The 15136-nt window shown below is 39.3% G+C and carries 12 protein-coding genes; 10 read left to right on the top strand and 2 right to left on the bottom strand.

Going from position 1 to position 15136, the window contains the following annotated elements:
- Positions 1-73 precede the first annotated feature (73 nt).
- The 7 genes from BMX34_RS01295 to nth are packed head-to-tail and all read left to right on the top strand — an operon-like array spanning position 74 to position 8365.
- The gene (locus BMX34_RS01295) at positions 74-1375 is read left to right on the top strand and encodes a tetratricopeptide repeat protein (RefSeq protein WP_092569992.1); all 1302 of its coding nucleotides are present in this window, start codon (positions 74-76) and stop codon (positions 1373-1375) included.
- Between the two features lie 38 nt (positions 1376-1413).
- The gene (locus tag BMX34_RS01290) at positions 1414-2646 is read left to right on the top strand and encodes a CCA tRNA nucleotidyltransferase (RefSeq protein WP_092569990.1); all 1233 of its coding nucleotides are present in this window, start codon (positions 1414-1416) and stop codon (positions 2644-2646) included.
- Between the two features lie 4 nt (positions 2647-2650).
- A complete protein-coding gene (locus BMX34_RS01285) occupies positions 2651-5158 on the top strand; it encodes an exonuclease domain-containing protein (RefSeq protein ID WP_092569988.1) in 2508 nt (835 codons plus the stop codon).
- A gap of 12 nt (positions 5159-5170) precedes the next feature.
- The gene (locus tag BMX34_RS01280; RefSeq protein ID WP_092569986.1) at positions 5171-5671 is read left to right on the top strand and encodes a PepSY domain-containing protein; all 501 of its coding nucleotides are present in this window, start codon (positions 5171-5173) and stop codon (positions 5669-5671) included.
- Positions 5672-5680: 9 nt separating this feature from the next.
- Positions 5681-6979, top strand: coding sequence for an asparagine--tRNA ligase (asnS, locus tag BMX34_RS01275; RefSeq protein WP_092569984.1), 1299 nt, complete (start codon positions 5681-5683; stop codon positions 6977-6979).
- A gap of 47 nt (positions 6980-7026) precedes the next feature.
- Positions 7027-7722 (top strand): DnaD domain-containing protein, encoded by a 696-nt coding sequence (locus tag BMX34_RS01270; protein ID WP_092569981.1) that lies wholly within the window; start codon positions 7027-7029, stop codon positions 7720-7722.
- A gap of 4 nt (positions 7723-7726) precedes the next feature.
- On the top strand, positions 7727-8365 hold the full coding sequence (gene nth / locus BMX34_RS01265; RefSeq protein ID WP_092569979.1) for an endonuclease III: 639 nt from the start codon (positions 7727-7729) through the stop codon (positions 8363-8365).
- A gap of 162 nt (positions 8366-8527) precedes the next feature.
- Here the strand turns inward: nth and BMX34_RS01260 are convergent, their stop codons facing one another.
- Positions 8528-11014 (bottom strand): transglycosylase domain-containing protein, encoded by a 2487-nt coding sequence (locus BMX34_RS01260; protein ID WP_092569977.1) that lies wholly within the window; start codon positions 11012-11014, stop codon positions 8528-8530.
- Positions 11014-11628, bottom strand: coding sequence for a Holliday junction resolvase RecU (recU, locus tag BMX34_RS01255; RefSeq protein WP_092569975.1), 615 nt, complete (start codon positions 11626-11628; stop codon positions 11014-11016). Before recU ends, BMX34_RS01260 begins: the two co-directional genes overlap by 1 nt.
- 262 nt (positions 11629-11890) lie before the next feature.
- Between recU and tig the strand changes: the two genes are divergently transcribed.
- The 3 genes from tig (at position 11891) to yihA (ending at position 15117) form a co-directional block, all read left to right on the top strand.
- Complete coding sequence (tig, locus tag BMX34_RS01250; protein WP_092569973.1) at positions 11891-13174, top strand: trigger factor; 1284 nt, start codon at positions 11891-11893, stop codon at positions 13172-13174.
- Between the two features lie 92 nt (positions 13175-13266).
- Positions 13267-14514: an ATP-dependent Clp protease ATP-binding subunit ClpX gene (gene clpX, locus BMX34_RS01245; protein WP_092569971.1), complete on the top strand. Its 1248-nt coding sequence runs from the start codon at positions 13267-13269 to the stop codon at positions 14512-14514.
- Between the two features lie 12 nt (positions 14515-14526).
- Entirely contained in the window at positions 14527-15117 is a 591-nt protein-coding gene (gene yihA, locus BMX34_RS01240; RefSeq protein WP_092569969.1) for a ribosome biogenesis GTP-binding protein YihA/YsxC, read from the top strand.
- Positions 15118-15136 lie beyond the last annotated feature (19 nt).

The following is a 15136-nucleotide window of genomic DNA, read 5'->3' as shown; positions in this document are numbered from 1 at the left end:
TTTTTATTTTTATTTTTAATAATCTTTGTCCAATGGTATAATGAATAGGATTTCTATTGGAGGGCTTGATGTTATGTTTGATCGATTAGTAGAAGCTTTTAATCAGACTTTAGATTTAAATAATTTTTATCAAGAATTGACGGAATATTATTGGCAATATCCTTTGGATGATTATTTAACAGATTATTTGAAATTTACTAAGTATCTGCATGATTTAGGCTATGTCGATTTACAATTACAAATTCTGCATAAGATGTATGATCACAGTCAGCATCATAAAATTGCCTATCAACTAGCCAAACTTTATGATGAATTTAATCAGGCTGAGTTGGCTTTAAAATGGATCAATCTCGCCAAATCGTCCAAGTTTTCTTACCAAAAAAATTTATTGCATGCCAATATATTAATGAACCTGGGTGATTATAGCCTCAGTAAGAAAATCTTGAACAAATTAATAAAGTCCTTCCCCGATCGAGCAGAAGCTTATCAAAGTTTGGCCGAATTAGCTTATTTACAGAATGATATTGATCGACAAATCTATTTTCTGGAAATACTCGATCAATATTTCAGTAAATATATTGATTTTCAACAATTAAGAACAGACTTATTAGGCGCTTATAGTCAACAGGAAATGTTGGATCTAGCGAAAATCAAAGAACTGGTTGAAGATACGGACGCGCCTGAGTTAACCAGTCAAGATTATAGTTTGTTAGCTCAAATTTACTTGAATATTTATGTCTATGAACAATCTGCCCAATATGCCAAAAGAGCGATTGACTTAAATCCTGATGATTTCTCGGCCCATTTTATTCTGTTGGAAGATTATCATTTCTTACGCCAAGATTTGGAATTTGAACAAAGTATGGACTGGTTAAAGCATAATCTGCCTGCATATAGTGATCTATATTTACACTTGATTGAATTGGCAGGTCGCTTCACCTATTATGACTCTCAGCTGGCTGATCAGGTCTTAGAGTATTATGAACTGAGTGAAGAATTTGACCAAAGAGAAGCTTTAATTGATTATTATGTGAACTATTGCTTACAGGCAGGGCAAGCTCAAAAAGCGCTAGACTTCTTAAAGAATATAGAAGATCCTTATATGCATCCGGTATATTTGAGTTATCATTATGCGCGCATTTATCAAGCATTGGGAATTGAGAGTCAGGTCGCCGCTCAATATGAGACAGCTTTAAATAATTTGTTATCTAAACCAAATTTAGCCTTGGACTATGCTCGATTTTTAAAAGATCAAAACAAACTCGAAGAAGCATTGACGGTATCTGAACGTTATGAACGTACATATTATGATAATAAAGCTTTACGACGTTTAAGAGAGGAACTCCGGCGCCAACATGAGCAAGCGGAGGAATAATAGTCATTGTTATATAGAAATAGAATGGTGGGTTTAGCTTGCAATTTGACTTAAATCATCCTTTATTTACCCGAGCGTTTCCGGTAATGGATTTGATTGAACAGGCCGGATACGAGGTGTATTTTGTCGGCGGTTGTGTCCGCGACACAATTTTGGGCCGGCCCATCCATGATATCGATTTGGCTTCTTCGGCTAGACCGGAAGAAATTGAAGGCTTATTCCACCATACCATTGATTTAGGGAAAGAACATGGAACCATCATTGTCATTTACCAAGGTCAGAATTTTGAGATTACGACCTTTAGAACTGAGGGCAACTATTCTGATTTTCGTCGTCCTGATTCGGTAGCTTTTGTCCGTAACTTAGCAGAAGATACTTTGCGACGAGATTTTACCATTAATGCCCTAGCGTTTAATCGACATGGAGAGCTGTTTGACTACCACCAAGGTTTGCAAGATTTGAAGAATCATAAAATTAGCGCCGTTGGTTTAGCCAGTGAACGCTTCAATGAGGATGCCCTGAGAATGCTACGGGCTATTCGTTTCTCAAGTGAATTAGGTTTCGATATTGACCCCTTGACCTTTGAAGCTATAAGCCAACAAAAGGAAAAATTAGCCTATCTTTCGCGTGAACGGATCCGGGTAGAATTTACTAAATTTCTTCGGGGAGCTTATTTCTATCAGCGGGCTCAAACCATCGTTGAGTCGGGTCTATGGGATTATTTGCCTGAAATTAAATACGTGACTCAGCCAAAGGGTATGGACCGCTTACAGAAATGGCTCAAACCGGTCAACCAACAAGGAGACCAAGTCTCGGAATCCTTAATTTGGGCCTTGTATACTAAAGCAGTGGGTATTGAGACTCAGCACCTTGCTACTTATCTTAAAGCCTGGACCCATAGTAAACAATTGATTTATGATGTGATTGAGATTCGTCAGCTCTTACCTAAAATGATCGAGCATGAACTTGGAACCATGGATCTGTACTTGGCAAATCATGATTTGCTATTAGAGATTGAAGCCTATTTAACCTATCATTATCCTAAACAAAACTATCATATTGCTGAGCGGATTAAACAACTTGCCATTCAAAATCGCCAAGAGATGGCCATAAATGGTCATGATATTATGACTATTCTGCAGTTGACCAAAGGGGGACCAATGATTGGTCAGCTGATGGCCGAGATTGAACGTAAGATATTGCACCATGAATTAGAGAATACTTATCCAGCACTCGAAGCTTATATTCGAACCAAGGGACCAATGAGGTGATAGTTTGCAAAATAAAGCCAAAATTGCGGTCATTGATATCGAGACGACTGGACCCAATTATCAAAAAGACGACAAAATCATTCAAATCGCTGCCATTATTTATTCTGAGGGTCAAATTATCAATGAATATAATATGTTGATTAACCCTGAACGTGATATTCCCGAGCATATCCAGCGTTTGACGGGTATTCAACAAGGGGAGACTGATAAAGCACCAAGCTTTGAACAAGTGGCAAATTTGTGGTTTCATCGTTTACAGGATTGTATTTTTGTTGCCCATAATTTGAATTTTGATTATAAATTTTTGGAGCATAATTTTAAACAATCTGGCTTTGACTTCAAGCCAATAGCCATTGATTCAGTCATCTTAGCTAAAATCCTATGTTATGATGCGGTTGGCTTTAATCTAACCGATCTGAGTCATTATTTCGCTTTACCTTTTCAAGGGGCGCACGACGCCTTGGCAGATGCACGAATTACCTGTCAAATTCTCGCGCGAATGGCACAGATTGTCACAACGATCGATACTGAATTAATCCCCAAAATTGCTGATTTGGTCGCCGAACTACCTTATCAGACCCAAATATTCTTCCAAGAACCGGAACTCTTTGATATGCCAATAGAGAAGACAGAAATTTCGGTTCAGAAAAATTCAAAGCCAAGTAACTTAAACTCAGCAACGGATTATCTATTGCCCATTCTGGAAGCCTATCAGGACCACCCCCATCTTCTCGTTGAAGATGACCAGATGCCAATGTTTCCTTCGACGGTATTTCATTTGGCTGATTATTTGATCCGCCAAGGAAATAAAGTCCTGATCGCTCTGAGCCATTCAGGCCAGATCGATTATTTGAGAGAATGGTTAGACCAAACCAATCCACAACTAGTTTATCAGCAGTTAAGTCCGCAAACTCAATTTATTGATCGAAATATGATTGAAACGCTTTTAGCACGCAAAAGTCAACTCGCCTTGAATCAGCATGAGTTGACCGTCTTAGCAGCTAGTATCCATTGGCTTTCCCATAGTACAGAGGGACATTACCGAGAAATTAATCAAGAATTACAAGCTGATCAATTAATTGATAAATATCGTTCAGATTTTGGGTCAGGAGCGGCTCATCTTTTTTATGAACGGATGAAGTCTCAGGCTCAACAAGCCCAAGTCTTGTTAATTGATCACGCTTATTTGATTCAATTACTTCAGCAACCTCAGTCATTCCTATCCCATCTGATTGATCCTCAATGGCATCTACTATTAGACAATTTAGGTCATTATATTCAAACCAAACGCTGGCAAGAGCGAGTAAGCTTGGACATCAGTCGGATCTTTGACGTCGTTAATCGGTTTATAGATCAAGGTCGATTAAGGGGAGCAGAATTTGAACAAACCAAGCGTCTGCAAGAATTTCTTAGGACCAGTAACCAATTAATGGATTGGTTAGATCTGCAATTTAAGGATCATCAGCCTGAACCAAGTCCCAAGCAAATAAATTTATCGCTTTATCTAGATCCGCGACAAGCGATTTGGCCAGAATTTGTGAACTTCATTCAAAACTGGTTGGATCAGGCCAAGACTTGCAGTCATTTCATCGAAGATTATCTCGGTAAGAGTCCGGCTGATAAAGCCATATCGACACTTTTTCAACAGATTAAGCGGTTCAATCTCCTTCGGCCACTGACCTATATTGAATTAAGAGCACACCAATTTCATTCGTATTATTTTCATTTTGAAATGAATCAGTTTCCCTTAGTATTCTCTAATAGTGGTATGATCGAACCTTATTGCTTCGGTCACTCCATTCTCATCAGTATGGGGGGCTATTTAAATCAACGAGTACCTTTGTTAAAGAAAGTGATTCCACTGGAGCAACATTATATGCTTAACATACATGGACCCGGACGCAAGCAAAAATTCATTGGTCAAGTGCCTTTGGATTATTGCTCGGCCAAAGCAAATTCAGCTGACCAATATCACCTTCTGGTTGACTATCTAGAAGACCATCTCGATCAGTTGAAAGCTAAATTAATTATTTTAGCGGAAAATAAAGAAGCTTCGGCCAGCATTCTCAATTATTTGCTTAAAAATCAGGCCGTTTATCAGGCTTACCGTTTGTTTAGTGAATCTTTATCCGGATCAATCCATAAAATATATCGTAGATTCTTAGAATCTACTCAAGGGATTTTGGTTTTGAGTTTTGATCAATTACAGATGCTCCATAATGAATATCAACCAGCAGAGATCGATTTGTTTGTCCTTCGCTTACCTTTTCTATCTCCTAAACACACCTACATTCTAGCAATGGATTATTTAATGGCAGAGGCGGACCAACATTTATTTGAACAAATCGTCTATCCACAGATGGTTCAAGACTTCAAAGAGATGTTGACTTATATGGAGGAGTTTTATATATTTAATAAAGTTACGATATTCGATCAGCGTATTTTTACCAAGGGTTACGCTAACCGATTGCGACAAGATCTCAACGCTTTAATTCATTTCGAGCTGCTATAAAAAGGAGGACTCATGACAGCAAAAAGAAAATTTAGATTGAGTCGACGCACCGTATCGACCTTAACCATCCTATTATTGTTAATCTCTGGGTCATTATTATGGGTATTTATGCAAAGCCAACAAAAAATATCCCAAGCAGAAGCGGAAACCGTGGCTCTGGTTGAACTGGATTATCCAGTCAAAACGATTAATAATTTTTATTGGACTTCGAATGCGAGGACCCAATTCGCCTTAGATTTTGTCGATAAAGAAGGGCAGCAACGTTACGCGATTGTTGATCAGGAAGATGGCGATGTGGCCTTTTATACGCCGAGAGATATAATCTCCAGTGAAGACGCTGTTTCGATTGCGGCTTCGGAGTATAAAATTGCTAAATTACTAAATGTCAGACTGGGTAAGTTGAAAGATACGGTAATGTGGGAAGTGGTCTTTAAAGACGACAAAGACAATATGCAATATTATTATATTAACGCCAAAGATGGTAAATGGATGCAGACGATTGGAAATATTTAGGAGGAAAGTATGGAAACTATTACTATGAAGCAAGCGCCTGATTTTGTCGGGCAAGAAGTGATGATTGATGCTTGGTTGACGAATAAACGCTCCAGTGGGAAGATTGCCTTCTTACAACTTCGTGACGGGACAGCCTTCTTCCAAGGAATTGTCTTGAAAGCTGAAGTGGGCGATGAATTATTCGACCAAGCCAAACATTTGAACCAAGAATGTTCTTTAAAAGTCAGAGGGATTATTCAAGAAGATTCTCGTTCTGAACTGGGTTATGAAGTCTTGATTAAAGACTTTGAAGTGATTGGCGACAGTCAAGATTACCCAATCACTCCTAAAGAACATGGTACAGACTTCTTGATGGATCACCGTCACTTATGGTTGCGTTCTTCTCGTCAACATGCGATCATGCAAATTCGTAATGAAATCATTCGCGCGACCTATCAATTCTTTAATGACCGTGATTTTATTAAAATTGACCCACCGATTCTAACCGGATCAGCGCCTGAGGGAACGACAGAACTATTCAAGACAGAATACTTTGATGAAGAGGCTTATCTTTCTCAAAGTGGTCAATTATATATGGAAGCAGCAGCCTTGGCTTTTGGTAAAGTCTTTTCATTCGGACCAACCTTCCGTGCTGAGAAATCTAAGACCCGTCGTCATTTGATCGAGTTCTGGATGATGGAACCTGAGATGGCAAATTATGATCATCAAGCTAGTCTGGCTTTACAAGAAGAATATGTGGCTTTTTTGGTTCGGAATGTGATTGATCATTGCCAATTGGCTTTGAAGCGTTTGGACCGTGATATTGCCACGCTTGAGAATTATACCAAGACACCTTCCCCACGGATTGAATATACCGATGCCATTCAATTGCTGCAAGATAATGGCTTTGATGATATTGAATGGGGCGATGATTTTGGTTCTCCTCATGAAACTTATATTGCAAATCACTTCGACCAACCAGTCTTTATCTTGAATTATCCCAAGACCATCAAGCCTTTCTACATGAAGATTAATCCAGAAGATCCTCGTACCGTCCTTTGTGCGGATATGATTGCCCCTGAAGGCTATGGCGAGATTATTGGCGGTTCAGAGCGGGAGAATGATTATGAGACTATGAAAGCTAATATTGAGAAATTTGGTCTCGATTTAGCGGCTTATCAATGGTATCTGGACACGACTAAATATGGATCAGTTCCTCACAGTGGCTTTGGTATGGGATTAGAACGTTGTGTGGCCTGGTTATCAGGTATTGAACATATTCGGGAGACCTCACCATTCCCAAGATTATTAAACCGATTATATCCATAATGAGGGAGTCTCATTCGTCAATGACTCCCGATGCTAGGAGGTTATAGATGACTACTTTTTATGATTGGTTAAAGCAAGGTAATACCATGATTCCCAATCAATTATTTAACCACTATGCCGACTTGAATTTAAATAGTGATGAATTTGTTCTAATTACTTATTTACTGTCCCGGTTGACCCAAGGGGAGAGCGTCGATGAACTTGAATTTGCTAGCAGTCAATTAGGCTGGCCTCGGCCTAAATTAATGGACGTGGTCAACTCACTGATGACTAAGAAGTATCTTTCTCTAGAGTTGAAACCAAATCCCGATGGTAAACAGACAGACCATTTCAGCTTGCGTCCCTTATTTGAGACCATCAATGATCGTTTCTTCGAATCGACGAATTCGATGAAAGAAGATGCCAGGTATCATGAAAGTCAGAACTTGGTAGCCAGCTTTGAAACGGAATTTGGCCGTCCCTTATCGCCGATTGAACTAGAGAAACTATCGAATTGGATCAATAAGGATCAATTCAAGGCCGACTTAATTAAGATTGCCTTACGTGAAGCAGTGATTCATCAAGCTTTATCTTTTAATTATATTGATCGGATCTTACTGAATTGGCGTAAGAAGAATATTCAGACTGTCATGCAAGCTGAGAAAGAAATTTATCAATTTCAAGAGAAGATGCAACAGAAACAACAACCCAACCATGAATTCCCTGAGATAAATATCCCGAAAATTGATTGGAATCGCGGGTGATTCGATGTTAAATGCCAACGAAACGCTAAAAGCAATTCAAGCAATGGAGAAGCTTATTCCTGATCCTAAATCAGATCTGGCTTTTGAAGATCCTTTTCAATTATTAGTCGCAGTGATTCTCAGCGCCCAGACAACCGATAAAGCTGTTAATCAAATTATGCCTGCACTGATGGCTAAATATCCGACAGCTGAGGCGCTGAGTCAGGCTCAAACCAAAGATATCGAAGCACTTATAAGAACCATTGGCCTTTACCGAAATAAAGCCAAATATTTAAAAGCCATGGCAACTGATCTAGTAGAGAAATTCTCAGGTCAGGTACCGGATAATCGTCAAGACTTGGAATCTTTAGCCGGTGTAGGCCGGAAAACTGCCAACGTGGTCCTCAGTTTAGCCTTTAATCAACCAGCCTTTGCTGTCGATACTCATGTTGAACGAATTAGCAAGCGGTTAAGAATGGTTCCTCAGGATGCGACACCCCGTCAAATTGAACGCATCATGACTGAGAAGTTGCCGGAAGCGTGGTGGTCTAAAGCCCACCTCTTAATGGTCTTATTCGGTCGCTATTATTCCAAAGCAAATTCTAGCCAATGTGCTGAGTTGCTAGGAATTGAAGATATGGTCGAACGGACTTCTCTTGATTAAGAAGATAACAGCAAAACAAAACCTCCGATTTAGGAGGTTTTTTGTGATTTTAATGAAGATAAAATAATCCACCCCAGTCACTGAGCGCTCCACTTTAATAATGGCTGCAAATGACTAGGGTGGATTTTTGTGTAGATATCAACCTTGAATCAGACTGAAAAATTATTGAGGATCTGAAAAGTTATTTAAAATATCAGCATTGGGTTCGATTGAGTTGGTCGTTTCTGATTGGGAAGAGCTATCAGTTTCGTCAGCGGTACTGGTTTCATCTTCTGATTCATCACTCGATTCTTCAGACTGATTATCTTTTAGGGTAAGGGTGATAACCAAGGTATCGGAAGAAGAATTTCCGTCAATGATTTTTAATCTTAGGACATAAGTTCCGAGTTCTTCAACTGGGAAAGTGAAGCTGGTATCGGTACCCGTGTAGACCACGACACCATTAATGGATAGTTCAAATTGTCCTGGGCCGGTTAATGGATCCCATACGGCTTGAATTGTCTTCTTCTCTTGATCATAATTAGCATCAAAGCCAGTCGGTGGATTGACGAATTTACCATAAGCTAGGGATTGTTCTTTAGGTTCTTTCCCTTTAAGGAAGAGTTCCTTAGACCGGGCTTGGGCTGGTGTATAAGGGCCAGGTAGCATAATTGGATCCGTGTACTTCTCAATTTCAACTTCGACGACACTGTCTGGTTTCTGCCAATCCACATTGGTCACATCTTTACTTAGGAAGGTCATCATTTCTTTATAAATATCTTGAGGAATCGCTGTTTCATTTAAGTTTAGATAATTCCCGGCTTCTAAGGGATTATCATAGCCTACCCAGCTGGCAATGGCATACTGAGGACTGAAGCCAACATACCAACCGTCAGGGGCGGCATACGTTCCAGGTTCAACGCCAAGTTCTTTCAGCTGTTGGTCAGTATAGTTCGTCGTTCCAGTCTTACCTGCGTGATAGAAGTTATCAATACCAGATCTTGAAGCAAAGTTACCGGGAACCCCTTTTAGAATATCAATTAACATATACGCTGTCGAATCTTTCATGGCTTGGCGTGCTTTAGACTCGAATTCTTCCACGGTTCCTGCTCCTGTAACAACTTTCTTAACAGTGAAAGGTTGATGATATTGACCATAATCGGCAATCGCCGCATAAGCCGCTGAGAGTTGAATCGGATTGACTTCGCCTCCAATCGCATTGGCTTCTACTAATTCTTTGCGATTATTATTCAACAGATTGATATCGAGTTTCTGTAAGAAAGCATAAGAATTATCTAGACCGACGGCTTGCAACGTCTTCAAAGCTGGAATATTCCGTGAGCTAGCGAGTGCTTCCCGCAAGGTCATATTCCCTTTGTATTCAAAGTCGTAATTATAAAGGGCGTCCCCACTTGTATAAGTATAAGGTTCATCCACAACTAGAGTACCAGTAGAAAAACCTAAATATTCAAAAGCTGGGCCATAATCCGCTAAAGGTTTCATGGTCGAACCGATGCTTCGACTAAGAGTATTGGCACGGTTCAAGCCCATGGTAACATCTTGCTTACGCCCGCCAATCACTGCCTGTAACTCACCGGTATCCACATCAATAATAGAAACTGCTGTTTGTAATTTGTCATCTGGAAAAACACCATTCTCTTGATTGACATAATCATACAAGTGTTCTTGAGCCTGATAGTTCATATTGGTATAAACTTCAACACCGTCGGTATAAATATTAATATTCATCTTATCTTGAACTTCTTTGGCGACCACATCTAAATAGGCATCAATCACGTAGTCGACTTTATCGCGATTCTGTTCGGCGAGAGGAACCAACATAGCTGAAACATCAGTGGCGACGGCTTGATCGTACTCGGCCTGGGAAATAAAGTCGCGATCTAGCATAACAGCGAGGACGGTATCACGTCGCTCTTGGGCAACCTGAGGATGACTATAAGGATCATAATCACTAGGTGCCTGAGGGATGCCGGCGAGTAAGGCCGCTTCCGCTAAGTTAATGTCCTGAATGTCTTTACCAAAGAACAATTTAGCTGCTGTCTTGGCTCCATAGGTGTTATTAGAATAGAATAATTTATTTAAGTAAAGGGTTAAGATTTCATCTTTACTATAATCCTGCTCAATTTGCAGAGATAACCAGGCTTCCTGTGCCTTCCGTTCTAAGGTTTGGTCTTGGAAGTCGGTAGAGAAGACCGAAAGTTTGACTAATTGTTGGGTAATCGTAGAGCCACCTTGGACAATGTCTCCTTGGCGAATATTAGCCAAAAGTGCCCCAATGATTCGAATTGGATCGACCCCTTTGTGACTATAGAAACGGGCATCCTCAATAGCTAAGACCGAATCTTTAAGAACTTGGGGAATTTCTGAACTCTCTAAGAGGTCTCTTTTTTGCGAACCGAGTTCCTTAATTAATTGACCTTGGCGGTCAAATATTTTACTGGCGACCTGGCCTCTTAATTCTTCTTTGCTGATCTCGGGGGCATTCATCGCATAATAACCAAATAATCCTGCTCCCGCTAATATCACGATAAAGGCAAGAGAGATTAATACAATCAGGATTTTTTTAAGAATTCGATGTCCGCGCTGTTTACCAGGACGGCGGTGGTTCTTTTCATATTTTTTTCTTTCTACTCGACTACCTGTGACCATTAGTAACTTCCTTTCCTATTCTTAGATTCTGACTGAATATAAGAATCTACCGTTTTTAAATAATCTATTAATGGAAACACCCCAACTGGGCATAAATAGGCCTTTTCTTGGATGATTTTGTATGAAAGACTCTTTCTTTTGGAATCTTGAATCAGTGTCTTTAAAGTGGGGTAGGGCAATAGATAGACTTCCCCGTAGCTGACAAAGGAAATCAGCAAGAAGACGATTCCCCCTTGCTGATAACACTGAGCCATGTGTTCTAATTGATGGGCTTTTAAGTTGTCTAAGGGAAAGCGAGTCTTATTCTTGGTTTCTTTGGCTTCAAAATCAATATAATAGCCTTGATAGATGCCATTATAATCTGTGGTTGAAGCTTGGCGGAAATAAGCTTCCGTAATCTTAGCGGCCGACCGACGGGGATAGGACACGTTGACAATTTGAATGGGTGTCGGTTTCTTATGGATGACCGCTATTTGATGTTGTAGATAATACTGATTGGATGCATTAATCATTTCTTCCAAGGACATGCCTCGGCTCCCATAATACGTCGTCTGTTGTTGAGACTGCGGATGAGAATTTGAGCGAGGACGGTGGCCTAGTGGATAATTTATCATCTGAATCACCTATCTTATTATAGCCTATCCGTTAGGACTATAGTTGAATAATTTATTGTAAAAGTGTGAATTAATTATATTTTAGCATATTATTGTTGACTATGGATTAGGAAGAACAATACTCTGAGACATATTTTGAACAATAAGTAAATAAACATTGACTCTATCAGCTGTATTCGGTTAAATGTATTTACAAATCAGGAATAATACGTTAAAATATCAAGGTATGTAATAAATACAGATATCGTTGGAGGGTAAAGACATGACAGTAAAATTTGAAGAAACCAATAAAAATGAAGGAACGCTTAGCTTCGAGATTGCTCAAGATAAAGTTAAAAAAGGCTTAGACGTTGCTTTCAAGAGAATACAAAAACAAATATCTGTACCAGGATTTAGAAAAGGAAAGGTGCCTCGCCAAATTTTCAATAATGTCTATGGCGAAGGAGCACTTTATGATGAAGCTTTGAAATTCTTATTACCAGAAGCTTATGAAGCAGCTGTGAAAGAAGCGGACTTAGAAGTGGTAGGTCAACCTGAATTTGATGTTGAAAGCATTGAGAAAGGCCAACCTTGGAAATTAACGGCTAAGGTAAGTTTAAAACCTGAAGTTAAATTAGGGGATTATAAAGGGCTTAAAGTTGAGAAAGACGCTGTTGAAATCAGCGACGAAGATGTAGAGAAATCTCTAGAAGAAAAACGGGCCAGCTTAGCTGAACTTGTCTTAAAAGAAGATGCCGCTGAAGAAGGCGATACGGTGGTTATTGACTTTGAAGGATTTATCGATGGAGAAGCCTTTGAGGGTGGACAAGGAAGCAATCATTCCTTGAAATTAGGTTCTGGTTCATTTATTCCAGGCTTTGAAGATCAATTAGTCGGGGTTAAAGCCGAAGAAGAAAAAGATGTGAATGTGACTTTCCCTGAAGATTACCAAGCGAAAGAATTAGCGTGTAAAGAAGCCACTTTCAAAGTAAAAGTTCACGAAGTTAAATCCGAAAGTCTACCTGACTTAGATGATGAGTTAGCTAAGGACTTGGATGATGCAGTCGAAACACTGGAAGAATTAAAGAATAAGATTAAAGTTGATTTGACCAGTCAAGCTGAAAAAGCCAGCCAAGACGCCTTTGAAGACAAGGTATTGCGCCAAGCGGTTGATAATGCAGAAATCGAAGGCGGCATTCCAAGCGAAATGGTTCATGAAGAAATTCACCGTCAAATGGACTTCTTCTTAAATAATCTTTCTCGCCAAGGTATCCAACCTGAACTTTATTATCAAATTACTGGAACCACCGAAGAAGATTTACACAAACAATTTGAAGGTGAAGCAGAATTAAGAACCAAAACCAACTTAGTGCTTGAAGCCATTGTTAAGGCTGAAGACCTTCAAGTATCTGAAGAAGAAATTAATGAAGAAATTGCTAATCTTGCGAAGCAATATAATATGAATGAAGATCAAGTTCGTGGCTATGTAAGCAATGATATGTTAACATCAGATATCAAGCTAAAGAAAGCGATGAATTTAGTCTTAGAATCAGCAGAAGAAGAATAATGCTTTAATAATAATTTATGTAGGTATGCATGAGTCACGTGAATTCTTTAGTGGTCATTCGCATACCTCTTTCTTATTATCAAGGAGGAACTATGAACACAAATATGAATGAGAAGAAACGATTTTTCTGTTCTTTCTGTGGTAAAAGTCAAGATGAAGTCGACAAAATTATTGCCGGTCCCGATGTCTATATTTGCAATGAATGTGTCGATTTATGCAAATCGATTATGGATGAAGAACTTAAAATTGACCATCATGATGAAATTATAAATGTCTTAAGACCGGATGAAATTGTAGCTATTTTGAATGACTATGTGATTGGTCAAGATCGTGCCAAGAAGACCTTAGCCGTTGCGGTATATAATCACTATAAGCGGATTAATCATAACTTGAATCATAGCGATGACATTGAATTACAGAAAAGTAATATTGCTTTAATTGGCCCGACTGGATCAGGGAAGACTTTCCTAGCTCAATCTTTAGCTCGCATTCTCAATGTGCCTTTTGCTATTGCCGATGCGACGACTTTAACTGAAGCAGGCTATGTGGGTGAAGATGTTGAGAATGTGCTGCTTAAATTAGTCCAAGCTGCCGATTATGATATTGAACGAGCCTCCAAGGGCATTATCTATATCGATGAAATTGATAAAATTTCACGTAAGAGCGAGAATGTATCGATTACTCGTGATGTCAGTGGGGAAGGTGTTCAACAAGCCTTACTCAAGATTCTTGAAGGAACCGTTGCTAACATCCCGCCTAAAGGGGGTCGGAAGCATCCTGGTCAAGATTTTATCCAAATGGATACCAGTCAAATCCTCTTTATTGTTGGTGGAGCCTTTGATGGCATTGAAACGATTGTCAAAGAAAGACTCGGAAGTAAAGTGATTGGTTTTGGTTCATCCAATGTACAATTCGATAACGATCAATCGGTCATGCAACATTTAAGTTCTGAGGACTTATTAAAGTTTGGTTTAATTCCAGAATTTATTGGCCGGATTCCAATTACAGCCGCCTTGGATAAGTTGAATCGTCAAGATTTAGTAAGAATTCTGACCGAACCGAAGAATGCTTTAGTTAAACAATATGAGACGATTTTGGCCCTGGATGGGGTGAAATTGGAAATGAAAGAAGAAGCATTGGAAGCTATTGCCGATCTAGCTCTTGAACGAAATACAGGAGCCCGGGGGTTACGCTCGATTATTGAAGATGTCATGTTAGATATTATGTATGAAGTGCCTAGCCGAGAAGAAATCAAAAAGGTGGTCATTAATAAGGATAATGTTATGGATAAGACACCGGTTCAATACTACGGGGCCCATGGTAAGAAATTAGCTTCCTAGAAAGGAATTTCTATGCAAGTTCAAGCAGCAGAATTAGAAATTAGCGCAGTCAGTCCCAAGCAATATCCGACGAGTAATTTAAATGAAATTGCTCTTTTAGGCCGGTCCAATGTTGGAAAGTCATCTTTTATTAATAAATTAATTGGTCGTCGTCATTTAGCACGCACTTCGAGCCAACCGGGGAAGACTCAAACCCTTAATTTCTATCAGATTGATCAACGCTTCAGACTCGTCGATGTGCCGGGCTATGGTTACGCACGTGTTTCAAAAAAAGAACGACAACAATGGCAAGCCATGATTAGTCAATACTTACAAACTCGGTCAAATTTAGCCCTGATTTTTCTTTTAATGGATTTTCGTCATCATCCTAGTCAACTTGACCAACAAATGTACGACTGGATTGATCAATTAGATATTCCTTTTGCCTTAATCTTAACCAAGGCTGATAAGGTGCAGAAGAATCAATGGAACAAACATTTGGCCATGTTTAAGAAAGATCTCGATTTACCCAGTACCGACGCCTTATTCCCATTCTCTAGTCAGACGGGTTCAGGTAAGGAAGATATTTGGCAAATTATCGAAGATTATCTAGCTCTAGATTAAAAGGTATCATTTCTTTTAC

This window comes from Ignavigranum ruoffiae, from assembly GCF_900110675.1.
GTDB lineage: Bacteria > Bacillota > Bacilli > Lactobacillales > Aerococcaceae > Ignavigranum > Ignavigranum ruoffiae.
The sequence above is the reverse complement of the archived record's forward strand: the minus strand, read 5'-3'. Positions and strand labels throughout refer to the sequence as shown.